A 23,518-nucleotide genomic window follows, 5' to 3' on the forward strand; every position below is an offset into this window, starting at 1 on the left:
GTGCCATAACATGAGTCGTGTTGGTAAGAAAATTATTGACATCCCTAGCGACGTTACAGTAACTTTTGATGGTCATACTGCTACTGTAAAAGGTCCTAAAGGTGAATTAACTAGAACATTTAACGAAAGAATGACTTTCAAACAAGAAGAAAACACTATCGAAGTTGTAAGACCTACTGAGTCTAAAGAAGATAGAACAGTTCATGGTACAACTCGTGCTTTATTAAATAATATGGTACAAGGTGTTTCTCAAGGTTTCGAAAAAACACTTGAGCTTGTTGGTGTAGGTTACCGTGCTCAAATGCAAGGTAGTGACTTAGTATTAAACGTTGGTTACTCTCATCCTGTTGAAATTAAAGCTGAAGATGGCATTACTTTCGCAGTAGAGAAAAACACAACTGTTAGAGTATCTGGTGTATCTAAAGAACAAGTTGGAGCAATTGCTTCTAACATCCGTTCAGTAAGACCTCCAGAACCTTACAAAGGAAAAGGTATCCGTTACCAAGGTGAATATGTTCGCCGTAAAGAAGGTAAAACAGGTAAATAATAGATAACTCTCTTAAGAAAGGAGTAATACAATGATCAGTAAAATTGATAAAAACAAAGTGCGTTTGAAAAGACATGCTCGTGTGCGTACTAAATTATCAGGTACAGCTGAAAAACCACGTTTAAATGTATATCGTTCAAACAAACACATTTATGCACAAATTATCGATGATGTTAAAGGCGAAACTTTAGTTCAAGCTTCATCAAAAGATAAAGATATCGCAAGCGATTCAACTTCTAAAGTAGATTTATCTACTAAAGTAGGCGAAACAATTGCTAAAAAAGCATCAGACAAAGGTATTAAAGAAATCGTATTTGATCGTGGCGGTTACTTATACCATGGTCGAGTAAAAGCTTTAGCAGAAGCTGCTAGAGAAAGCGGATTAGAATTTTAATTTAAAGGAGGGACAAATACATGGCTCGTAGAGAAGAAGAAACGAAAGAATTTGAAGAACGCGTTGTAACAATCAACCGTGTTGCTAAAGTTGTTAAAGGTGGTCGTCGTTTCCGTTTCACTGCATTAGTAGTAGTTGGAGACAAAAATGGTCGTGTAGGTTTCGGTACTGGTAAAGCTCAAGAGGTACCTGAAGCTATCAAAAAAGCTGTTGAAGCAGCTAAAAAAGATTTAGTAGTTGTTCCGCGTGTTGAAGGAACTACTCCTCACACTATCACTGGCCGTTATGGTTCAGGTAGCGTATTCATGAAACCTGCTGCACCTGGTACAGGAGTTATCGCTGGTGGTCCAGTTCGTGCCGTATTAGAATTAGCAGGTATCACTGATATCTTAAGTAAATCATTAGGATCTAACACACCAATCAATATGGTTCGTGCTACAATCAATGGTTTACAAAACCTTAAAAATGCTGAAGATGTTGCTAAATTACGCGGCAAATCAGTAGAAGAATTATATAATTAAGGAGGGAAAATAAATAATGGCTAAATTACAAATTACCCTCACTCGTAGTGTTATTGGTCGTCCTGAAACACAACGTAAAACTGTTGAAGCTTTAGGTCTAAAAAAGACTAATAGTTCAGTAGTAGTTGAAGATAACCCTGCTATCCGTGGGCAAATCAACAAAGTTAGACACTTATTGACAGTAGAAGAAAAATAATTAAGGAGGTGCCTATATAATGAAATTACATGAGTTAAAAGCAGCTGAAGGTTCACGTCGTGTACGTAACCGCGTTGGCCGTGGTGCTGGTTCTGGTAACGGTAAAACTAGTGGTCGCGGACAAAAAGGTCAAAAAGCACGTTCAGGTGGTAGCGTAAGACCTGGATTTGAAGGTGGACAATTACCTTTATTCCGTCGTTTACCAAAACGTGGTTTCACTAACATTAATCGTAAAGAATATGCTATTGTTAACTTAGACCAACTTAATAAATTTGAAGATGGTACTGAAGTAACTCCAGCTTTATTAGTTGAAACTGGTGTAGTTAAGAATGAAAAATCTGGTATCAAAGTACTAGGTAATGGCTCACTTGATAAAAAATTGACAGTGAAAGCTCATAAATTCTCAGCTTCAGCAGTAGAAGCAATTGATGCAAAAGGTGGAGCACACGAGGTGATCTAATGTTTCAAACGCTTGTGAGCTTCTTTAAAACTAAAGAAGTTCGAAACAAGATTTTCTTTACCTTAGCAATGTTAGTTATATTCAAAATAGGAACTTACATTCCGGCTCCAGGAGTTAACCCTGAGCCTTTTGAACAACAAGGTTCTGATCAAGGAGTCGCCGCTCTTCTTAATACGTTTGGTGGCGGAGCCTTAAAGAACTTTTCAATATTTGCTATGGGCATCATGCCCTACATCACCGCATCTATCGTAATGCAATTACTACAAATGGATATTGTTCCGAAATTCTCTGAATGGGCGAAACAAGGTGAAGTAGGTAAAAGAAAGCTTAGCAATGTAACACGTTATTTCGCTATCATTTTGGCTTTTATACAGTCAATTGGTATGGCATTCCAATTTAATAACTATTTAGGTGGTAAATTAATTATTCACCAATCTATTATGAGTTATTTATTGATTGCCATTGTTTTAACAGCAGGAACTGCATTTCTAATTTGGCTTGGTGATCAAATTACTCAATTCGGAGTTGGTAATGGTATTTCTATCATTATCTTTGCAGGTATTTTATCAACTTTGCCTTCATCAATTATTCAATTCGTGCAACAAGCATTCGTTGGTAATGATGATACTACATTAGCATGGTTAAAGGTTATTGGTTTAATAGTAGGTTTAGTTTTACTCACAATTGGGGCTATTTATGTACTAGAAGCGAAACGTAAAATTCCTATCCAATATGCTAAAAAACAGTCTGCACAAAGATTAGGATCACAAGCAACTTATCTACCTTTAAAAGTTAACTCTGCAGGGGTAATTCCAGTAATTTTTGCGATGGCATTTTTCTTATTGCCAAGAACATTAACATTGTTCTTCCCGAAAGCTGATTGGGCGCAAACTATATCTGAATATGCAAACCCTTCAAACACTTATGGTATGATTGTTTATGTAGTATTAATTATCGCATTTACGTATTTCTATGCCTTTGTTCAAGTTAATCCTGAAAAAATGGCTGATAACTTGAAGAAACAAGGTAGTTACGTTCCAGGTATTAGACCTGGTGAACAAACTAAAAAATATATTACTAAAGTACTTTATCGCTTAACTTTTGTCGGCTCTATTTTCTTAGCAGTCATTGCGATATTACCAATATTAGCGACTAAATTCATGAGTTTACCTCAATCTATACAAATTGGTGGTACAAGTTTATTAATCGTAATTGGTGTCGCAATTGAAACTATGAAATCACTTGAAGCTCAAGTGAGTCAAAAAGAATATAAAGGCTTTGGTGGTAGATAATTTGTAGGAGGGCAATTTATGAATATCATTTTAATGGGTTTACCTGGCGCAGGTAAAGGAACTCAAGCGAGTGAAATTGTTAAGAAATTCCCAATACCACATATATCTACTGGTGACATGTTCAGAAAAGCGATTAAAGATGAAACAGATTTAGGAAAAGAAGCTAAATCTTACATGGATCGTGGAGAATTAGTCCCTGATGAAGTTACTGTAGGTATCGTTAAAGAAAGAATATCTGAAGACGATGCAAAAAAAGGATTTTTATTAGATGGCTTCCCAAGAACAATCGATCAAGCTGAGGCGTTAAATGATATTATGTCTGAGCTTGGTAGAAACATCGATGCTGTCATTAACATCGAAGTTCCTGAGGAAGAATTAATGAATCGTCTTACAGGTCGTCGTATCTGTGAAAAATGTGGTACGACTTATCATCTTGTATTTAATCCTCCAAAGGTTGATGGTATTTGTGATATCGATGGTGGAAAGCTTTATCAACGCGAAGATGATAATCCTGAAACAGTATCTAATCGTTTAAACGTTAATGTTAAACAGTCAAAACCTATTTTAGAGTACTATAATGAAAAAGGTGTGCTAAAAAACATTGATGGTGCGAAAGATATTGACGATGTAACCAAAGATGTCATTGATATCTTAGATCAATTAAAATAGATCAACTTAATACGGTCTAGATTTATGTGAATTTGATTAGGTTTCTCTGGCAAGAATTAATTTTCTGAGTGTCGAATGACGATAATAATTCCCGCATTTTGTTAAACTTATTTTAACTAGTCACTATATTAGATTCGTATCGTTGAAGTTGTCTATTGACGATTACCTTACTATTGTAAAAAGGGAGGAAGTTAATCAATGGCGAAACAAGATGTAATTGAATTAGAAGGTACAGTATTAGATACTTTACCAAATGCTATGTTTAAAGTAGAATTAGAAAATGGTCATGAGATTTTAGCTCACGTAAGTGGTAAAATTAGAATGAATTATATTCGTATTCTACCTGGCGACAAAGTAACTGTAGAAATGTCTCCGTATGATTTATCACGCGGTAGAATTACTTATCGTTATAAATAATCGTCACTCCATAATATAGGGAGGTATAAAAATGAAAGTAAGACCATCAGTTAAACCAATTTGCGAAAAATGTAAAGTCATTAAACGTAAAGGTAAAGTAATGGTAATTTGTGACAATCCTAAGCACAAACAAAGACAAGGTTAATAAAAGAGAGGTGTAAATATATATGGCACGTATTGCAGGAGTAGATATCCCACGTGAAAAACGCATTGTTATCTCATTAACATATGTATATGGTATTGGTACTTCAACAGCTAAAAAAATCGTTGAAGAAGCTAACGTATCAGCAGACACACGTGTAAAAGATTTAACAGATGATGAATTAGGTCGTATTCGTGAAGTTGTTGACAGTTATAAAGTTGAAGGTGACTTACGTCGTGAACAAAACTTAAACATTAAACGTTTAATGGAAATTTCTTCATACCGTGGTATCCGTCACCGTCGTGGTTTACCAGTTCGCGGTCAAAAAACTAAAAACAACGCACGTACTCGTAAAGGCCCAGTAAAAACTGTAGCTAACAAGAAAAAATAATAGGTAAAGGAGGCAAATATAAATGGCACGTAAACAAGTATCTCGTAAACGTAGAGTTAAAAAGAATATTGAAAATGGTGTGGCTCACATCCGTTCAACATTCAACAATACAATCGTAACTATCACTGATGAATTTGGTAATGCTTTATCTTGGTCATCAGCTGGTGCATTAGGTTTCAAAGGATCTAAAAAATCAACACCATTCGCAGCTCAAATGGCTTCTGAAACTGCTTCAAAATCTGCAATGGAACATGGTTTAAAAACTGTTGAAGTAACAGTAAAAGGACCTGGACCAGGTCGTGAATCAGCTATCCGTGCATTACAATCAGCTGGTTTAGAAGTAACTGCAATCAGAGACGTTACTCCAGTACCTCATAACGGTTGTCGTCCACCAAAACGTCGTCGCGTCTAATTTATAATAGATTGTTATTGTTACAGGTCACTGAGCGAAACAGTTTAAAATTAAGTCGACGTAATTAAGGAGGATTTTTGTAAATGATAGAAATTGAAAAACCTAGAATTGAGACAATTGAAATTAGTGAAGATGCTAAATTCGGTAAGTTCGTTGTTGAACCACTAGAACGTGGCTACGGTACTACACTAGGAAACTCCTTACGTCGTATCCTACTATCTTCATTACCAGGTGCAGCCGTTAAGTACATTGAAATCGAAGGTGTTTTACACGAATTCTCAGCTATAGATAATGTTGTTGAAGATGTTTCTACAATTATTATGAACATCAAAAAATTAGCACTTAAAATTTATTCTGAAGAAGATAAAACATTAGAAATCGATGTTCGAGATGAAGGCGAAGTTACTGCAAGTGACATTACTCACGATAGTGATGTAGAAGTTCTAAATCCAGAACTTAAAATCGCAACAGTGTCTAAAGGTGGACATTTAAAAATTCGTCTAGTTGCTAATAAGGGTAGAGGTTACGCATTAGCAGAACAAAATAATACTAGTGATTTACCAATCGGTGTAATTCCTGTTGATTCACTATACTCACCAGTTGAACGTGTTAACTATACAGTTGAAAACACACGTGTCGGTCAAAGTAGTGATTTTGATAAATTAACTTTAGATGTTTGGACTAATGGTTCAATCACTCCACAAGAGTCAGTATCATTAGCTGCTAAGATTTTGACTGAACATTTAAATATTTTTGTAGGTCTTACAGATGAAGCTCAAAATGCTGAAATCATGATTGAAAAAGAAGAAGATCAAAAAGAAAAAGTACTTGAAATGTCTATTGAAGAATTAGACTTATCAGTACGTTCATACAACTGTTTAAAACGTGCAGGAATCAATTCAGTTCAAGAGTTAGCTGATAAATCTGAAGCTGATATGATGAAAGTTCGTAATTTAGGTCGTAAATCTCTAGAAGAAGTTAAATATAAATTAGAAGATTTAGGATTAGGATTAAGAAAAGAAGATTAATAAGTTAAAGGAGGTCAACTCATGGGTTACAGAAAATTAGGTCGTACTTCTGATCAACGTAAAGCTATGTTACGTGACTTAGCTACTTCACTTATCGTTAGTGAGCGCATTGAAACTACAGAAGCTCGTGCAAAAGAAGTTCGTAGTGTTGTTGAGAAATTAATCACTTTAGGTAAAAAAGGAGATTTAGCTTCTCGTCGTAATGCTGCAAAAACATTACGTAATGTTGAAATTTTAAATGAAGATGAAACTACACAAACTGCACTTCAAAAATTATTCGGTGAAATTGCTGAACGTTATACAGAACGTCAAGGTGGTTACACTCGTATTCTTAAAGTAGGTCCTCGTCGCGGAGACGGTGCTGAATCAGTTATCATCGAATTAGTAGATTAATTCAAGATATAAATACACTAACTACTTATATGTAAAGCAAATGAGTGCAACGATAATGTTTGCCACATACAAATATTGTCTAGCTCAGAGTGCCCCATCAATTAAATATATTTCAAAGCGTGAACTCAACTAAAATATGATGGGGTGCGCGCTTTTTTATTTTCAAAGAAGCAATTAGCTTCTATTCAACCAATAAATTATTATATATAATACTAAGAACTCAAATGGTCATAGTTTATATTGAAAAATCGCATTAGTTGACCGAAATGAAAGTTTTTATTTAGTTTTTCAGTTTTAGTCATCTTTAATAGGGGGCGGGACAATGGATTCAAAATGAATTCTGTCCGGTCCTTTTTTATTTTGAAAAAATGAAATAAAACAATAATATACATGCAATTCATATTCATGTAAACTATACTAGTACAAAGTTTTAGGAGGGATTCTAGTGAAGGCGAATAACACTAATATTATTGAACTTAAGCAAGTTGACTTTCAATATCAAGGCGATGCAGCCTTCACATTAAATAATGTATCCTTTAAGATTCCTAAAAATCAATGGACTTCAATTGTTGGACATAATGGGTCAGGAAAATCAACAATAGCTAAATTAATAGTTGGTATTGAAATTGCGACCAATGGTACGATTTTTTTCAATCAATCACCAATCTCCAATAATAATTTCAAAGATATACGAGAACACGTTGGAATTGTCTTCCAAAATCCAGAAAATCAATTTGTAGGTTCGATTGTTAAATACGATGTTGCGTTTGGTTTAGAGAACTACGCTGTTCCAACTGAAAAAATGAAAGAAATAGTAGCACAATCTATTAGTGACGTTGGAATGACCGATTATGCTGATAGTGAACCACATTCATTATCAGGAGGACAGAAGCAACGAGTAGCTATTGCAGGTGTGTTAGCATTAAGTCCTTCAGTCATTATATTAGATGAAGCGACATCTATGTTAGATCCTCAAGCCAAGAAATCATTGATAAGTTTAATACAAGAAGTTAAAGCAACTAAAGATGTAACAATTATTTCGATTACGCATGACTTAACTGAGGCGCTTGAAGGTGATCATGTCATAGTAATGAATCAAGGAACAGTTTATAAAGAAGGAAATCCACAAACAATATTTAAAGATATAAAAATGTTACAAGAAATTGGACTAGATTTACCTTTCTCAATGAAAATTAATCAACTTTTAGGATTTGATGACCACTTTATTACTTACGAAGGGTTGGTCGAAAAGCTATGAAAATTAAGTTTAATGATGTTACATACACCTATCAACAGGGTACACCATATGAGTATAAAGCATTAGACCACATTAATTTAACTATTGAGCAGGGGAAATACTATGCAATTGTTGGACAAACTGGAAGTGGAAAATCAACTTTAATTCAGCATTTCAATGGGTTATTAAAACCTACTAATGGCAATATTGAGCATGATGAACTTATGATTCATTCTAAAACTAAAGATAAATTTATTAGACCAATCAGACAAAAAATTGGACTAGTTTTTCAATTTCCTGAATCACAATTATTTGAAGATAATATTGAAAGAGAAATTGAGTTTGGACCTAAGAATTTTGGAATGAATGTTGAAGAAGTGAAAGAAAGAGCTTTTGATTTATTGTTAGAGTTAGGTTTTCCAAGAAATGTTATGTCTTTGTCACCATTCCAGATGTCTGGTGGCCAAATGCGTAAAATTGCAATTGTTTCAATCTTAGCTATGAACCCGGATGTCATTGTTTTAGATGAACCTACTGCTGGATTAGACCCAAAGAGCCGTCAACAAGTAATGGAGCTATTTAAAGAAATACAGCTAAAACAAAATAAAACAATCATACTTGTATCTCATGATATGAATGAAGTTGCGAAATATGCTGAAGAAATTATCGTGATGAATGATGGAAATATTATCGAGCAAGTCACACCAAAAGAGTTGTTTAGACAAGGTAGTAAACTTGAAGAGTGGCATATAGCCTTACCAGATATTGTTCAGTTACAACGTGATATTGAAATTAAACATGGTATTAAATTTAAGACAACCGCACTTACTGAGAAAGAATTTGTAAGTATGTACCAGGAGTGGCAACATCATGAAGAATAAATTAATTATAGGTAGATATTTACCAAATAACTCTGTAATTCATCATCTAGATCCACGAGCTAAAGTTTTATTTGTATTTATGTTTATTATTTTAATATTTTTTGCTCATTCTTTTGCAACGTTTGGGTGGATTATTTTATTAATTCTAATGTTTATGTTTTTAGCGAAGATTAAATTATGGTTTTTAATAAAAGGGTTAACACCAATATTTATTTTTACTATATTCACATTCTTCATGCATATCTTCTTCACACATGGTGGTACAAGATTAGTTGATTTTGGAATTATTAAAATTGATAGTGCTGGTATTTTAGAAGGTATCTTTATTTCATTACGTCTCATCACAATTGTTATGGTTGCAACAATAATGACGCTATCAACGAGTCCAATCGATTTAACAGATGCTTTTGAAAAATTGCTAACGCCATTAAAATGGTTTAAATTGCCTGTGCATCAATTAAGCATGATTATGTCAATCGCTTTAAGATTCATTCCAACTTTAATGGATGAATTAGATAAAATCATACTAGCTCAAAAATCACGAGGTTCTGAGTTAAGTTCGGGTGGCTTAATGACACGTATAAAAGCATTTATTCCTTTAATGATTCCATTATTTATCTCAGCTTTTCAAAGAGCGGAGGAATTAGCAATCGCTATGGAAGTACGTGGTTATGATGCTAATGTAAAACGAACAAGTTATAGAAAGCTACAATGGCATATTGGAGACACGATGTGCTTAATAAGTATCATCCCAATAGCCATAGTATTATTAGTATTAAAATATATTGGAGTGTAATACAGTGCGTATACTCGTTAATATTTCTTATCAAGGAAGTCAATTTCTAGGGTTTCAAATTCAACAGCAAGGGAGAACTGTGCAACAACAATTTGAAAAGATATTGAAGCGTATGCATCGGCGACATGTTCGCATTCATCCTTCTAGTCGTACGGACAGAGGTGTACATGCATATGAACAATTTTTTCATTTTGATACAGACTTAAATATTGAACCACAGCAATGGAAGTATGCGATGAATAGTGCTCTACCTGAAGATATATACGTCAAAGAAGTTCAACAAGTCGATGATCATTTTCATTGTCGTTATGACTGTCTAGGCAAGCGATATCGTTATAAAGTATATCAAGCAACACATCGTAATCCTTTTGAAAGTGGCTTAAAGACATTTATTAAGGAAGATTTAAATTATTCAAAAATGAACGAAGCTGCAAAACACTTCATTGGAACACATGATTTTACAGGATTCTGCTCTCAAAAGACTGAAGTCAAAAGCAAAGTACGTACGTTATATCAAAGTGAGATCATCCAAACAGATGAAGGGTTTGACTATGTTGTGACAGGGTCAGGCTTTTTATATAATATGGTTCGCGTGTTAGTAGCGTTTCTAATTGAAGTAGGAAAAGGTAAGCGTCATCCAAGTGAAGTGTCAACGCTATTAAATGAAAAAAATAGAGATAGTGTACCATTTACAGCACCTGCAGAAGGTCTCTATTTAGAGAAGATATATTTAACAGAAAAAGAATTAACAACAGACTTTGGAGACAATATTAAAATTCATCGTAAAAAATCATTACAAAATGACTAAATTGCATTGACAAACGGAGCTATAAAATATAACATAGTTAACGGTATTGTTTTATATCCACCCCATGATAAGCCCCGGAAACTTATTGTGTTACAAGATATATAAGCAAATTATACAGGAATAAAATAAATGAACATTTACGCTTTGAAAATCGTAACAGAATGAATAGATTGCAGGCCTCGTTCGTAGGTTCGACTGCGATACGTACCTGTAATCTAAAACGAAGCATTTATTTTTAGGAGGACAATTATTATGCGTCAAACATTTATGGCAAATGAATCAAACATTGAGCGCAAATGGTATGTTATTGATGCTGAAGGCCAAACATTAGGTCGTTTATCATCTGAAGTAGCATCTATCTTACGCGGTAAAAATAAAGTAACTTATACACCACACGTTGACACTGGTGATTATGTAATCATCATTAACGCTTCTAAAATCGAATTAACTGGTAAAAAAGAATCAGATAAAATTTATTATCGTCACTCAAACCACCCAGGCGGTATCAAATCAGTTACAGCTGGTGAGTTAAAACGTAATAATCCAGAACGTTTACTTGAAACTTCAATCAAAGGTATGTTACCAAGTTCACGTTTAGGTGAAAAACAAGGTAAAAAATTATTTGTATATGGTGGCGCTGAACATCCACACGCTGCACAACAACCAGAAAACTACGAGTTACGTGGTTAATTAGAAGGAGGAAATTACATTGGCACAAGTTGAATATAGAGGCACAGGCCGTCGTAAAAACTCAGTAGCACGTGTACGTTTAGTACCAGGTGAAGGTAATATCACAGTTAACGAACGTGACGTACGTGAGTACTTACCATTCGAATCATTAATCTTAGACTTAAACCAACCATTTGATGTTACAGAAACTAAAGGTAACTATGATGTATTAGTTAACGTACACGGTGGTGGTTTCACTGGACAAGCACAAGCTATCCGTCACGGAATCGCACGTGCATTATTAGAAGCAGATCCTGAATACAGAGGTTCTTTAAAACGCGCAGGTCTATTAACTCGTGACCCACGTATGAAAGAACGTAAAAAACCAGGTCTTAAAAAAGCACGTCGTTCTCCACAATTCTCAAAACGTTAATGCTGGAATTGTTGCAAACTTGTTTGCTTACAAGTTCTGTATGCAAATTGCGTTAGCAATTTGTGTTCAACTGAAATGTTTAAAGCACTTCTCAATTTCGAGAAGTGCTTTTTGTATGCAATAAAAGCTAGAGATTCATAAAACCTCTAGCTTTTGAACTTTATATTTATTTTTTAAATACTTCTTCAACAACTTCTGTCATGTCATTATGAATAACTAAACTTGCTTGTCTATCATACGGTGTAGCGTCTCTATTAATAATTACAAGATTATCTCCTGTAAAGTTAGAAATAAAGCCTGCAGCAGGTTGTACGACTAAGGATGAACCTAACACAATGACAGTATCTGCTTTTTGGATTTTATCTAATGCTCTAAAGACAGTAGGTTGATCGAGCATTTCACCGTATAATACGATATCAGGGCGAATCACATCACCACAGTTCTCACAATATCTTAATTTGTGTCCCATAACATATGATTTCGTATATTCTTTTCCACAATTGATGCAATAAAAGCGATTCAGTGTACCATGAATTTCATCAATCTGTTCACTTCCGGCATCTTCATGTAACCCATCGATATTTTGGGTAATCACACCTAAAGATTTGCCTTCTTTTTCTAACTCTGCAATCCACTCATGGACGATGTTAGGTTTTTTATCTGCTACTAGTAGTCGTTTATGATAAAAGTCGATAAAGCTTTCTTTATTATCATTTAAATGATCAACACTTAATAAATATTCAGGTGAATAACCTTCTTTTGAAATTTCATCAAATAATCCACCCATTGAACGGAAATCAGGTATACCACTTGCAACCGATACACCTGCACCAGTAAAGAATACAATTTTGTTTGATTTATCAACAATTTCTTTTAATTTTTCGATTTTATTACCCAATCGGAGCACCTCATTTATCATCAATACTGTATAGTTTTTTTAAAAATAAATCTTATACTATTATTACAACATATTTTGCTATTTATTTTCTAGTTTTCAAGAAGCAATGAATGTTGAAAAACAATAAATAATAGTGTTAAAACATATAATAGTATAGAATGAAATTGCGTTTAAAATCTTTATAAAAAATCAATTGTTCTTATAAAAAGAACTTTTTAATAAAATAGAGTTGGATGTGAGAATTTGAATGAATAAATACGATCGTTTAGAAGAAATTACTAAACTCGTAAATCAAAAAGGAACGGTTAGGACGAATGAAATCGTTGAGGAACTTAACGTATCTGATATGACAGTACGTCGTGATTTAGCTGAACTAGAAGAAAAAGGATTACTAACTAAAATACATGGCGGTGCACGTAGTAATTCAGCTTTTCAAATTAAAGAAAAGTCTCATCAAGAAAAGCACACAGAGAATATTGAAGAAAAACGTGCTGTCGCAAGGAAAGCTGTTAACTTAATTGAAGAAAACGATACGATTTTTTTGGGACCTGGAACAACAATCGAGTTACTGGCTCAATTAATAGATCGAGAGTCATTAACAGTGATTACGAATTGTTTTCCAGTATTTCAAATATTATTTGAAAAGCGTTCGCTAAATTTTAAAGTTTACTTATTAGGTGGAGAAATGAGAGAACTTACTGAATCATTTGTAGGTGAAATGACGAATACGCTTCTTAAAACAAAACGATTTAGTAAAATGTTTTTTAGTTGTAATGGAATAAAAGATGCAGATGTGCTCACTTCTACAATTGACGAAGCGTATACACAACAACTTGCACTTCATCGTTCACTTGAAAAATACTTATTAATTGATACTTCAAAAATTGGAAAAGAAGATTTTACCCAATTATGTCATTTAGAAGATTTAACAGCAGTTGTTGTAGATAAAAATTATGAAGATAATGTACAAAAATTAAAAGCTTATACAGAAGTGATACATTAATTTAATGATACCAAGATTGTTTATTTAAACAATCTTGGTATTTTTTTAGATAATTGAACGTAATTAAACATAAAAATGAAATGTTTTGTTTAAAAAAACAAAATTTTAAACAACATTCGAACATTTATTGTTGATTATTTGTTTATTTATGTTTATAATTTAGGTGTAAATATTTGAAAGCGCTTTTTCAAACACATGTGTTTAATTATCTTATTTTCAAAGGAGAATCATTATGACAATTTTTATTGGTTCAGATGTCGCTGGTCAACGTCTTAAAGATGTTATAAAAACATTTTTAAAAGAAAATAACCATGATGTAGTAGATGTAACAGAAGGAAAAGAATTAGACTTTGTTGATTCAACATTAGCAGTTGTACACGAAGTACAAAAGAACGATGATAATTTAGGAATTGCAGTGGATGCTTATGGTGCAGGTAGTTTTATTGTCGCTACAAAAGTAAAAGGAATGATTGCTGCTGAAGTATCAGATGAACGTTCAGCATATATGACACGTAGTCACAACAATGCACGCATGATTACAATGGGCTCTGAAATTGTAGGCGATACATTAGCAAAAAATATTGCTAAAGAATTTGTAAATGGACACTATGATGGCGGACGTCACCAAATCCGTGTAGATATGTTAAATAAAATGTGCTAATTGGAGGAATAAATAATGAAAATTGCTATAGGTTGCGATCACATTGTAACTGATACAAAAATGGAAGTTTCACAACATTTAAAAGCTCAAGGACATGAAGTTATTGATGTAGGTACGTATGATTTTACACGTACACATTATCCTATCTTCGGTAAAAAAGTAGGAGAAAAAGTAGCTAGTGGAGAAGCAGATTTAGGCGTATGTATTTGTGGTACAGGCGTTGGTATTAGTAATGCAGCAAACAAAGTCCCAGGTGTAAGAACAGCATTAGTACGTGATATGACATCAGCACTTTATTCAAAAGAAGAATTAAATGCTAATGTTGTTAGTTTCGGCGGTAAAGTAGCAGGCGAATTATTTATTTTCGATATCGTTGATGCATTTATTAAAGCGGAATACAAACCTACTGAAGAAAATAAAAAATTAATTGCTAAAATTAATCATTTAGAAGCACATAACGATAATCAAGCTAATCCTCATTTCTTTGATGAATTCTTAGAAAAATGGGACAAAGGTGAATATCACGATTAAGGAAGATGTGAAATGATTCTAACATTAACTTTAAATCCTTCAGTTGATATCTCTTACCCATTAGAACAGTTTCATCTAGATACTGTGAATAGAGTTAAAAAGACGAGTAAAACTGCTGGAGGAAAAGGATTAAATGTAACACGTGTATTATCAGAATTTGGCGAAAATGTGTTAGCAAGTGGCTTTTTAGGTGGCGCATTAGGTCAATTTATTGAAGAACAATTAACGGATGCTCAAATTGAACAGTCTTTCTTCAAAATAAAAGGAGAAACACGAAATTGTATCGCTATTCTACATGAAGGACAACAAACTGAAATACTTGAACAAGGACCAACTATTGGCAAGGAAGAAGCAGAGAGCTATAAAACACATCTTTTAGAACTATTTAAAAGAGCTAATGTTATAGCGATGTCTGGAAGTTTACCTAAAGGTCTTAATACAAATTACTACGCTGATATTGTGAAATTAGCAAATAAACAAGGTCTACCTACGATTTTAGATAGTTCTGGTCAATCATTAATGGATGTATTGTTAAGCGAGAATAAGCCTTCAGTGATAAAACCTAATATTGATGAATTATCTCAATTATTACACACTACTGTCACTACAGATATCGATAGTTTAAAAGAAGCGGTTACTCAACCCATATTCAAAGGTATTGAATGGATTATTGTTTCTTTAGGTGGCGATGGCGCTTTCGCTAAACATCATCAAACATTTTATAAAGTAAATATTCCAAAAATAGAAGTCGTTAATCCTGTAGGGTCTGGTGATTCTACAGTGGCAGGTATTGCATCAGGTCTTGTTCATCAACAATCCGATGAAGATTTACTGAAAAAAGCTAATGCATTTGGAATGTTAAATGCAATGGAGCATCAAACAGGTCATATTAATGTAGATAAATTTAAAGAACTATTCAAACAAATTGAAGTTATAGAGGTGTAATTCATGACAAAATCACAACAAAAACTAGCATCAATCGAACAATTAAGTAATCAAGATGGGATTATTTCAGCTTTAGCATTTGATCAACGTGGAGCATTAAAAAGAATGATGGCTGAACATCAAACAGAACCTCCTACAGTTGAACAAATTGAACAATTAAAAGTACTTGTATCAGAAGAGTTAACACAATATGCATCTTCTATTCTTTTAGATCCTGAATATGGCTTACCTGCTTCTGATGCACGTAATAAAGAGTGTGGTTTATTACTTGCATATGAAAAAACTGGATATGACGTGAATGCAAAAGGTCGTTTACCAGATTGCTTAGTAGAATGGTCTGCTAAACGTTTAAAAGAACAGGGTGCCAATGCAGTTAAATTCTTACTTTATTATGATGTAGATGATTCAGAAGAGATTAACATTCAAAAGAAAGCTTATATTGAACGAATTGGTTCAGAATGTGTTGCTGAAGACATTCCATTTTTCTTAGAAGTGTTAACTTATGATGATAATATTCCAGATAATAAAAGTGCTGAATTTGCAAAAGTAAAACCTCGTAAAGTAAATGAAGCAATGAAGTTATTCTCTGAAGATCGATTCAATGTTGATGTGCTTAAAGTTGAAGTACCCGTAAATATGAATTTTGTTGAAGGATTTACAGAGGGTGAAGTTATATACACAAAAGAAGAAGCAGCACAACATTTCCGTGATCAAGAAGCAGCGACACATTTACCTTATATTTATTTAAGTGCTGGTGTATCAGCTGAATTATTCCAAGAAACATTAACATTTGCACATGATGCAGGTGCACATTTCAATGGTGTGTTATGTGGGCGTGCGACATGGTCTGGTGCAGTTAAAGTTTATATTGAACAAGGAGAACAAGCTGCAAGAGAATGGTTACGTACAACTGGATATAAAAACATTGATGATTTAAATAAAGTACTAAAAACAACTGCAACATCTTGGAAAGCAAAATAACTTAGGGGAGGTTATTCATATGAACAGAGAAGAAGTACAATTACTTGGTTTTGAAATTGTCGCATATGCAGGAGATGCACGTTCGAAATTATTAGAGGCATTAAACGCTGCTAATGAAGGTGATTTTGATAAAGCTGAACAACTTACGGAGGAAGCAAATGAATGTATTGCAAATGCACATAAAGCTCAAACAAACTTATTAGCTCAAGAAGCGCAAGGTGATGACATTGCATTTAGTATTACAATGATTCACGGTCAAGACCATTTAATGACAACGTTATTATTAAAAGATTTAATGAAGCATTTAATTGAATTATACAAAAAAGGGAGCTGACCCCTATGAATAAGTTAATAGCATGGATAGAAAAAGGAAAGCCGTTCTTTGAAAAAATATCTCGTAATATTTATTTAAGAGCGATTCGTGATGGATTTATTGCAGCAATTCCAATTATCTTGTTCTCAAGTATATTTATTTTAATCACATATGTACCTAACGTGTTTGGCTTCACTTGGAGTAAAACGATGGAAGGTATATTGATGAAACCATATAACTATACCATGGGAATTGTTGGTTTGATTGTAGCTGGAACAACAGCTAAGTCTTTAACCGATTCCTACAACAGGAAATTAGATAAAACCAATCAAATTAACTTTATTTCTACAATGATGGCTGCGATGAGTGGATTTTTATTCTTAGCAGCAGATCCTATTAAAGAGGGTGGATTTTTAAGTGCATTTATGGGCACTAAAGGATTATTAACAGCCTTTATTTCAGCCTTTATTACCGTAATTGTTTATAATTTCTTTATTAAAAGAAATATTACAATAAAAATGCCTAAAGAAGTGCCACCAAATATTTCTCAGGTATTTAAAGATATCTTCCCGTTGTCAGCGGTTATTATCATTATTTATGCATTAGATTTATTATCAAGGAAATTTATTCATACAAATGTAGCGAACGCCGTATTAAAAATCTTTGAACCATTATTTACTGCGGCAGATGGCTGGATTGTTGTCACACTTATCTTCGGTGCTTTCGCATTCTTCTGGTTTGTAGGTATACATGGTCCATCTATTGTTGAACCAGCAATCGCTGCAATTACTTATGCAAATCTTGAAACAAACTTAAATTTGATTCAAGCAGGAGAACATGCAGATAAAATTATTACCCCTGGTACACAAATGTTCGTTGCAACTATGGGGGGTACCGGTGCTACATTAGTCGTGCCATTTATGTTTATGTGGTTAACTAAATCAAAAAGAAATAAAGCAATTGGTAGAGCATCAGTTGTACCAACATTCTTTGGAGTAAATGAACCAATTTTATTTGGTGCACCACTCGTATTAAACCCAGTATTTTTCATACCATTTATTTTTGCACCAATAGCAAACGTATGGATCTTTAAATTCTTTGTTGATGTACTTAAAATGAATAGTTTTAGCATCTTCTTACCATGGACGACACCAGGTCCTCTTGGTATTGTGATGGGCACAGGATTTGCATTTTGGTCATTTGTGTTAGCAATTGTATTAATTGTAGTTGATGTTATGATTTATTATCCATTTTTAAAAGTATATGATGAACAAATTCTTGAAGAAGAACGAGGTAATAAAGAAGTAAATAATGAATTAAAAGAAAAAGTATCAGCAAACTTTGATACGAAAAAAGCAGATGCAATTTTAGCAACTGCTGGTGCAAATGAAACGACAACAACTGAATCAGCACCTTCAGATGAGGAAGTATCGGCTAAAAATTCATCAAATTCAATTAACGAACAAACTAACGTTTTAGTCTTATGTGCCGGTGGCGGTACAAGTGGATTACTTGCAAATGCGTTAAACAAGGCTGCAGAAGAATATCAGGTACCTGTAAAAGCGGCAGCTGGTGGTTATGGTGCACATATGGATATTATGAAAGACTATCAATTAATTATTTTAGCGCCTCAAGTTGCTTCTAACTATGAAGATATAAAACAAGATACAGATCGACTAGGTATTAAATTAGCTAAAACACAAGGTGTTGAATACATTAATTTAACTCGAGATGGCAAAGCAGCATTAGACTTCGTTCAACAACAATTTGAAATATAATTAGGAGATGAAAGTATAATGAAAAAATTACCAGAAGATTTTATATTCGGTGGTGCAACAGCAGCTTATCAAGCAGAAGGTGCGACTCAAACAGATGGAAAAGGTCGTGTAGCATGGGACACTTATCTTGAAGAAAACTATTGGTATACAGCTGAACCAGCAAGTGATTTTTATAATAAATATCCTATTGATTTAGAATTAAGTGAAAAATTTGGTGTGAATGGCATTCGTATTTCGATTGCATGGTCACGAATATTCCCTAAAGGATATGGTGAGGTTAATCCTAAAGGTGTTGAATACTATCATAATTTATTTAAAGAATGTCATAGAAGACATGTAGAACCATTTGTAACGTTACATCACTTTGATACACCAGAGACACTACATAGTGATGGTGATTTCTTAAATCGTAAGACAATTGAGTACTTTGTTGAGTATGCAAAATTCTGTTTCGAAGAATTTGAAGAAGTAAATTATTGGACTACATTTAATGAGATTGGCCCTATCGGTGATGGCCAATATTTAGTAGGTAAATTCCCTCCTGGAATTAAATACGACTTTGCTAAAGTGTTTCAATCACATCACAACATGATGGTCGCACATGCGAAAGCAGTTAAATTGTTTAAAGATAATGGCTATAGTGGTGAAATAGGTGTCGTGCATGCTTTACCAACTAAATATCCTTATGATCCAACTAATCCAGAAGATGTTAGAGCGGCTGAATTAGAAGATATTATTCATAACAAATTCATTTTAGATGCAACTTATCTAGGTAAATATTCTCGTGAAACTATGGAGGGCGTTCAACACATTTTATCAGTAAATGGTGGTAAATTAGACATACCAGAAGAGGATTATAAAATATTAGAAGCGGCTAAAGATTTAAATGACTTCCTTGGTATCAATTACTACATGAGTGATTGGATGAGAGGTTACGATGGCGAATCTGAAATTACACATAATGCTACTGGTGATAAAGGTGGTTCTAAATATCAACTTAAAGGTGTAGGTCAACGTGAATTTGATGTTGATGTACCACGTACTGATTGGGACTGGATGATTTATCCTAAAGGCTTATATGATCAAATTATGCGAGTAGTTAAAGATTATCCTAATTACCATAAAATTTATATTACTGAGAACGGACTTGGTTATAAAGACCAATTTGATGAGGAACGTAAAACTGTAGATGATGATGCACGTATAGATTATGTGAAAAAACATTTAGAAGTCATTTCTGATGCTATTCGTGATGGTGCGAATGTGAAAGGGTACTTCATTTGGTCACTCATGGATGTATTTTCTTGGTCAAATGGTTATGAAAAACGATACGGTCTATTTTATGTCGATTTTGAAACGCAAGAACGTTATGCTAAAAAGAGCGCATATTGGTACAAAGAACTAGCGGAAAGTAAGGAAATAAAATAATTGCATTTAATATAACTTTGTAACAAACAGCAATGATAAATACAATTGTAAGGTAGGATTGGGAAATGCTAAAATTTAGCTTTTCTCAGTCCTATTTATTTTTTCTTGGCTTGATCACATGAAAAAATAATTCAAAAATATATATTCAAATTATTACCACATATGCTTAAACGTACAATTTAACTTAATTTTCATTTTTGTAATTACATCATTTATACTTAAAGAAAACAAATTGGAGTATTATTATGAGAATTTTTAAAAAGATAATATTTAGTTTGATTATTAGCCTAATGATTTTTACATTAGTAGGATGTCAATCAAAGAGTAACAATTCATCTCATTATCAAAGTAATGATAAAAAGAAAGTTGCAACTTTATTTATGCATGGATATGGTGGAACCAATAATTCTGAAAAATATATGGTCAATCAAGCTGTAAAAAAAGGTGTCATCAAGGATGTAGTTACAGCATATGTTTTATCAAACGGAAAAGTACAGTTTAGTGGCAAAATTTCAAAGAAGTCTAGGAATCCAATTATAAAAATATTATTTGAAGATAATAAAAATGGTGACATTATGCAAAATGCTCAAAACATAAAAAATGTACTTACAAAAATGAAATCAAAATACAATATAGATAATTATAATTTTGTAGCGCATTCAATGGGAAACTTATCTTTTGCGTATTTTATGAAATATTATGGAAATGATAAACAATTACCTCAACTTCAAAAAGAAGTAAATATAGCTGGTACATATAACGGTGTTTTATATTTAAATGAAAAAGTAAATGAAATTACTGTCGATAAAGATGGTAAGCCTAGTAAAATGAATGCTGATTATGAAAAATTATTAAATCTAAAAGATGTCTATAAAAATAAAAACATAGAAGTACTAAATATTTATGGTGATTTGAAAGACGGAACACACTCTGATGGAAGGGTATCTAATAGTTCGTCTCGCTCCTTAAAATACTTGTTGGGCAATAGTCCTAAAACATATAAAGAATCTGAATATAAAGGGGAGAAAGCGCAACATAGTGCGCTACATCATAATAAAGAAGTGTCAGATGAAATCATAAATTTTTTATGGTAGTAGTAAGTAATAACATAACTTGAACACTAAAATAATCAAAGTTTAAAGTGAATTATTGGCGACTAATTGAATCAATTCCAATCTTGCTTGTTCCCCATATACATGAGGCATTATTATGATTTCATCCACTTGATACGTATTTAATAAAGAAGTTAATTTTAGATGAATATCTTTAGGCAATCCACTTATGACACGACTTTTATTTTGCTCAATTTTATTACGTTCACTAGTGCTATAATTACGTTGTTGAGCAGTATTAATAGAAGGATATGATTTAGGTTGGTTGAGATAATTAATGCGTAAAAGCCATAAATGTAATGCATCTAATAAATCATCAACTTTATTAAGCGTGTTTGCAGTAACTACAAATGTCGACATAATTACATACGGCTCATTAGATTTTGAAATGTCATTCAATTGTTTGTATCGTTTTCGATAATATTCTATTAGGCTATTAATCTTGGTTTGAGTTTGTCCCATAAATGCAATGACGAATGGTAGCCCTTTTTGAGCAGCTAATTCCGCACTTCTTTCACTCATACCTAGAATAAACATTTGTGGAGAAGTATTAATTTCAGGTGTTGCTTTGATAGACATGAATCGATGTGGGGCTTCATATTTGTTGCTAAAGTAGTGTAGTAAGTCCTCTATTTGATTGTCTAAATTTGGTTTTGTTGATTTATACTCATTAAGTGCTTCATTTACTTGCTTGAAACTCGGAGAACGACCTAAACCCATATCTACTCTATTAGGATGGCGAGCTTCCATTATTCTAAATTGTTCTGCCACTTTGTAGGCACTGTAGTGCGGTAACATGACGCCTCCGCTTCCTATTTTAATCGTTTGTGTTTGTTCTAATAGCATCATCATTACGATTTCAGGTGCACTTGACGCAACAGAGAATACATTATGATGTTCTGCAACCCAATATCTTGTATAACCTAATTGTTCAGCAGTTCGGGCTAACGTAATGCTATGATTAAATGCATCATTGGCGTTTCTACCTTCAAAAATTGGAACATAATCTAAAATACTTAATTTCAATTTTTATATGCTCCTTTCAATGATTTTTATAGGAAAAATTAGATTTAGTTGTATTTTAAATTGAAGGCTTCTATATTGCTATATATTTGTTTGAAATATTATACTTAGTTTAATATTAGATTTGAAAAAGGTGGCGGATGAATAGTGAAAGCAATTGGATTTGAACAACCGTTTAAACTATCAGATGGAAATTTATTTAAAACTTATAATTTAGATATACCAGAACCAAAAGGACATGAATTATTAGTTAAAATTCAGTCTATTAGTGTCAATCCCGTTGATACAAAACAACGATTAATGAACGTGTCAAAAATACCTCGTGTACTAGGATTTGATGCGATTGGTGTGGTTGAATCTGTTGGAAGTGAAGTTACTATGTTTAATCAGGGTGATGTAGTATATTACTCTGGTTCACCTGATCAAAACGGATCAAATTCGGAATACCAATTGATTGATGAGAAATTAGTAGCTAAGGCACCTAAAAATATTAGCGCTGAGCAGGCAGTAAGCTTACCATTAACCGGTATAACAGCATATGAAACATTGTTTGATGTGTTTGGTATTTCACGCAAACGTAGTGAAAATGAAGGTAAAACGTTGTTAATTATAAATGGCGCAGGTGGTGTAGGAAGTATTGTTACTCAAATTGCTAAGTTCTATGGTTTAAGGGTGATTACAACAGCATCGCGTAATGAAACGATTGAATGGACTAAAAAAATGGGTGCTGATATTGTACTCAATCACAAAGAGAGTTTAATAAATCAATTTAAGACACAAGGTATTGAACTGGTTGATTACGTATTCTGTACATTTAATACGGATATGTACTATGACGACATGATTCAATTAGTGAAACCTAGAGGTCATATTGCTACTATTGTAGCTTTTGAAAATGACCAAGATTTAAATGCTTTGAAACCAAAAAGTTTAAGTTTCTCACATGAATTTATGTTTGCTAGACCATTAAATCAAACTGATGATATGATAAAGCATCATGAATATTTAGAAGACATAACAAATAAGGTTGAACAGAATATTTATCAACCTACAACAACTAAAGTTATAGAAGGATTAACCACTGAAAACATCTATCAAGCACACCAAATATTAGAATCCAATACAATGATTGGCAAATTGGTCATTAATTTAAATTAAT

General features: G+C 33.1%; 31 protein-coding genes. 29 read left to right on the forward strand and 2 right to left on the reverse strand.

Features of this window, described 5'->3' with window-relative positions; all coding sequences use genetic code 11:
* Positions 1-10: 10 nt before the first annotated feature.
* The 19 genes from rplF to rpsI all read left to right on the forward strand — a co-directional run bounded on the left by rplF (position 11) and on the right by rpsI (position 11,686).
* The gene (gene rplF / locus HMPREF2715_RS01965; RefSeq protein WP_011275135.1) at positions 11-547 is read left to right on the forward strand and encodes a 50S ribosomal protein L6; all 537 of its coding nucleotides are present in this window, start codon (positions 11-13) and stop codon (positions 545-547) included.
* A gap of 31 nt (positions 548-578) precedes the next feature.
* Entirely contained in the window at positions 579-941 is a 363-nt protein-coding gene (rplR, locus tag HMPREF2715_RS01970; protein WP_070839235.1) for a 50S ribosomal protein L18, read from the forward strand.
* 20 nt (positions 942-961) lie between these two features.
* Positions 962-1,462 carry a 30S ribosomal protein S5 gene (gene rpsE / locus HMPREF2715_RS01975; RefSeq protein ID WP_011275137.1) on the forward strand — a complete coding sequence of 167 codons (501 nt, stop codon included), beginning with the start codon at positions 962-964 and terminating at the stop codon, positions 1,460-1,462.
* A gap of 16 nt (positions 1,463-1,478) precedes the next feature.
* Entirely contained in the window at positions 1,479-1,658 is a 180-nt protein-coding gene (gene rpmD / locus HMPREF2715_RS01980; protein ID WP_011275138.1) for a 50S ribosomal protein L30, read from the forward strand.
* Positions 1,659-1,677: 19 nt separating this feature from the next.
* Positions 1,678-2,118 carry a 50S ribosomal protein L15 gene (gene rplO / locus HMPREF2715_RS01985; protein WP_070442783.1) on the forward strand — a complete coding sequence of 147 codons (441 nt, stop codon included), beginning with the start codon at positions 1,678-1,680 and terminating at the stop codon, positions 2,116-2,118.
* Positions 2,118-3,410: a preprotein translocase subunit SecY gene (gene secY, locus HMPREF2715_RS01990; protein WP_070442780.1), complete on the forward strand. Its 1,293-nt coding sequence runs from the start codon at positions 2,118-2,120 to the stop codon at positions 3,408-3,410. Before rplO ends, secY begins: the two co-directional genes overlap by 1 nt.
* Before the next feature lie 18 nt (positions 3,411-3,428).
* Positions 3,429-4,079, forward strand: coding sequence for an adenylate kinase (locus HMPREF2715_RS01995; protein ID WP_011275141.1), 651 nt, complete (start codon positions 3,429-3,431; stop codon positions 4,077-4,079).
* 198 nt (positions 4,080-4,277) lie between these two features.
* Positions 4,278-4,496, forward strand: a complete 219-nt coding sequence (infA, locus tag HMPREF2715_RS02000) for a translation initiation factor IF-1 (RefSeq protein WP_001829792.1) — start codon at positions 4,278-4,280, stop codon at positions 4,494-4,496.
* 31 nt (positions 4,497-4,527) lie between these two features.
* Complete coding sequence (gene rpmJ, locus HMPREF2715_RS02005; protein WP_001829709.1) at positions 4,528-4,641, forward strand: 50S ribosomal protein L36; 114 nt, start codon at positions 4,528-4,530, stop codon at positions 4,639-4,641.
* A gap of 22 nt (positions 4,642-4,663) precedes the next feature.
* Entirely contained in the window at positions 4,664-5,029 is a 366-nt protein-coding gene (gene rpsM, locus HMPREF2715_RS02010; protein ID WP_011275142.1) for a 30S ribosomal protein S13, read from the forward strand.
* A gap of 22 nt (positions 5,030-5,051) precedes the next feature.
* Complete coding sequence (gene rpsK / locus HMPREF2715_RS02015) at positions 5,052-5,441, forward strand: 30S ribosomal protein S11 (RefSeq protein WP_000101625.1); 390 nt, start codon at positions 5,052-5,054, stop codon at positions 5,439-5,441.
* Between the two features lie 83 nt (positions 5,442-5,524).
* On the forward strand, positions 5,525-6,469 hold the full coding sequence (locus tag HMPREF2715_RS02020; protein ID WP_011275143.1) for a DNA-directed RNA polymerase subunit alpha: 945 nt from the start codon (positions 5,525-5,527) through the stop codon (positions 6,467-6,469).
* Positions 6,470-6,490: 21 nt separating this feature from the next.
* Positions 6,491-6,862 carry a 50S ribosomal protein L17 gene (gene rplQ, locus HMPREF2715_RS02025; RefSeq protein WP_011275144.1) on the forward strand — a complete coding sequence of 124 codons (372 nt, stop codon included), beginning with the start codon at positions 6,491-6,493 and terminating at the stop codon, positions 6,860-6,862.
* Between the two features lie 445 nt (positions 6,863-7,307).
* Positions 7,308-8,120 (forward strand): energy-coupling factor transporter ATPase, encoded by an 813-nt coding sequence (locus HMPREF2715_RS02030; protein ID WP_070442774.1) that lies wholly within the window; start codon positions 7,308-7,310, stop codon positions 8,118-8,120.
* A complete protein-coding gene (locus HMPREF2715_RS02035; protein ID WP_070442771.1) occupies positions 8,117-8,980 on the forward strand; it encodes an energy-coupling factor transporter ATPase in 864 nt (287 codons plus the stop codon). The genes HMPREF2715_RS02030 and HMPREF2715_RS02035 overlap by 4 nt, the downstream gene beginning before the upstream one ends.
* Positions 8,970-9,776 (forward strand): energy-coupling factor transporter transmembrane component T family protein, encoded by an 807-nt coding sequence (locus tag HMPREF2715_RS02040; RefSeq protein ID WP_070442768.1) that lies wholly within the window; start codon positions 8,970-8,972, stop codon positions 9,774-9,776. The genes HMPREF2715_RS02035 and HMPREF2715_RS02040 overlap by 11 nt, the downstream gene beginning before the upstream one ends.
* A gap of 4 nt (positions 9,777-9,780) precedes the next feature.
* Entirely contained in the window at positions 9,781-10,584 is an 804-nt protein-coding gene (gene truA / locus HMPREF2715_RS02045; RefSeq protein WP_070442765.1) for a tRNA pseudouridine(38-40) synthase TruA, read from the forward strand.
* 252 nt (positions 10,585-10,836) lie between these two features.
* Positions 10,837-11,274 carry a 50S ribosomal protein L13 gene (gene rplM, locus HMPREF2715_RS02050; protein ID WP_070442762.1) on the forward strand — a complete coding sequence of 146 codons (438 nt, stop codon included), beginning with the start codon at positions 10,837-10,839 and terminating at the stop codon, positions 11,272-11,274.
* Between the two features lie 19 nt (positions 11,275-11,293).
* Positions 11,294-11,686, forward strand: coding sequence for a 30S ribosomal protein S9 (gene rpsI / locus HMPREF2715_RS02055; RefSeq protein ID WP_011275150.1), 393 nt, complete (start codon positions 11,294-11,296; stop codon positions 11,684-11,686).
* Between the two features lie 166 nt (positions 11,687-11,852).
* Here rpsI and HMPREF2715_RS02060 read toward each other — a convergent pair whose 3' ends face one another.
* Positions 11,853-12,584 carry an NAD-dependent protein deacylase gene (locus tag HMPREF2715_RS02060; protein WP_080497799.1) on the reverse strand — a complete coding sequence of 244 codons (732 nt, stop codon included), beginning with the start codon at positions 12,582-12,584 and terminating at the stop codon, positions 11,853-11,855.
* Between the two features lie 247 nt (positions 12,585-12,831).
* Here HMPREF2715_RS02060 and HMPREF2715_RS02065 point away from each other — a divergent pair, with 247 nt between their 5' ends.
* The 9 genes from HMPREF2715_RS02065 to HMPREF2715_RS02105 all read left to right on the forward strand — a co-directional run bounded on the left by HMPREF2715_RS02065 (position 12,832) and on the right by HMPREF2715_RS02105 (position 21,318).
* Positions 12,832-13,587 (forward strand): DeoR/GlpR family DNA-binding transcription regulator, encoded by a 756-nt coding sequence (locus HMPREF2715_RS02065; protein WP_070581234.1) that lies wholly within the window; start codon positions 12,832-12,834, stop codon positions 13,585-13,587.
* Between the two features lie 232 nt (positions 13,588-13,819).
* The gene (gene lacA, locus HMPREF2715_RS02070; protein ID WP_002455017.1) at positions 13,820-14,248 is read left to right on the forward strand and encodes a galactose-6-phosphate isomerase subunit LacA; all 429 of its coding nucleotides are present in this window, start codon (positions 13,820-13,822) and stop codon (positions 14,246-14,248) included.
* 15 nt (positions 14,249-14,263) lie between these two features.
* Positions 14,264-14,779: a galactose-6-phosphate isomerase subunit LacB gene (gene lacB, locus HMPREF2715_RS02075; RefSeq protein WP_002448324.1), complete on the forward strand. Its 516-nt coding sequence runs from the start codon at positions 14,264-14,266 to the stop codon at positions 14,777-14,779.
* A gap of 12 nt (positions 14,780-14,791) precedes the next feature.
* A complete protein-coding gene (locus HMPREF2715_RS02080; RefSeq protein ID WP_070442750.1) occupies positions 14,792-15,724 on the forward strand; it encodes a tagatose-6-phosphate kinase in 933 nt (310 codons plus the stop codon).
* A gap of 3 nt (positions 15,725-15,727) precedes the next feature.
* Positions 15,728-16,705, forward strand: coding sequence for a tagatose-bisphosphate aldolase (gene lacD, locus HMPREF2715_RS02085; RefSeq protein ID WP_070581235.1), 978 nt, complete (start codon positions 15,728-15,730; stop codon positions 16,703-16,705).
* A gap of 19 nt (positions 16,706-16,724) precedes the next feature.
* A complete protein-coding gene (locus HMPREF2715_RS02090) occupies positions 16,725-17,039 on the forward strand; it encodes a PTS lactose/cellobiose transporter subunit IIA (RefSeq protein WP_002448512.1) in 315 nt (104 codons plus the stop codon).
* A gap of 5 nt (positions 17,040-17,044) precedes the next feature.
* Positions 17,045-18,796, forward strand: a complete 1,752-nt coding sequence (locus tag HMPREF2715_RS02095; protein ID WP_070839238.1) for a lactose-specific PTS transporter subunit EIIC — start codon at positions 17,045-17,047, stop codon at positions 18,794-18,796.
* A gap of 15 nt (positions 18,797-18,811) precedes the next feature.
* Entirely contained in the window at positions 18,812-20,224 is a 1,413-nt protein-coding gene (gene lacG, locus HMPREF2715_RS02100; RefSeq protein WP_141751064.1) for a 6-phospho-beta-galactosidase, read from the forward strand.
* 245 nt (positions 20,225-20,469) lie between these two features.
* Positions 20,470-21,318 carry an alpha/beta hydrolase gene (locus HMPREF2715_RS02105; RefSeq protein WP_070581238.1) on the forward strand — a complete coding sequence of 283 codons (849 nt, stop codon included), beginning with the start codon at positions 20,470-20,472 and terminating at the stop codon, positions 21,316-21,318.
* Between the two features lie 42 nt (positions 21,319-21,360).
* Here the strand turns inward: HMPREF2715_RS02105 and HMPREF2715_RS02110 are convergent, their stop codons facing one another.
* Positions 21,361-22,362 carry an LLM class flavin-dependent oxidoreductase gene (locus tag HMPREF2715_RS02110; protein ID WP_070581239.1) on the reverse strand — a complete coding sequence of 334 codons (1,002 nt, stop codon included), beginning with the start codon at positions 22,360-22,362 and terminating at the stop codon, positions 21,361-21,363.
* Positions 22,363-22,506: 144 nt separating this feature from the next.
* Here HMPREF2715_RS02110 and HMPREF2715_RS02115 point away from each other — a divergent pair, with 144 nt between their 5' ends.
* Entirely contained in the window at positions 22,507-23,517 is a 1,011-nt protein-coding gene (locus HMPREF2715_RS02115) for a zinc-binding alcohol dehydrogenase family protein (protein WP_070581240.1), read from the forward strand.
* The last annotated feature ends 1 nt before the right edge of the window (position 23,518 follow it).

The organism is Staphylococcus sp. HMSC062A01 (assembly GCF_001836805.1).
GTDB lineage: Bacteria > Bacillota > Bacilli > Staphylococcales > Staphylococcaceae > Staphylococcus > Staphylococcus haemolyticus.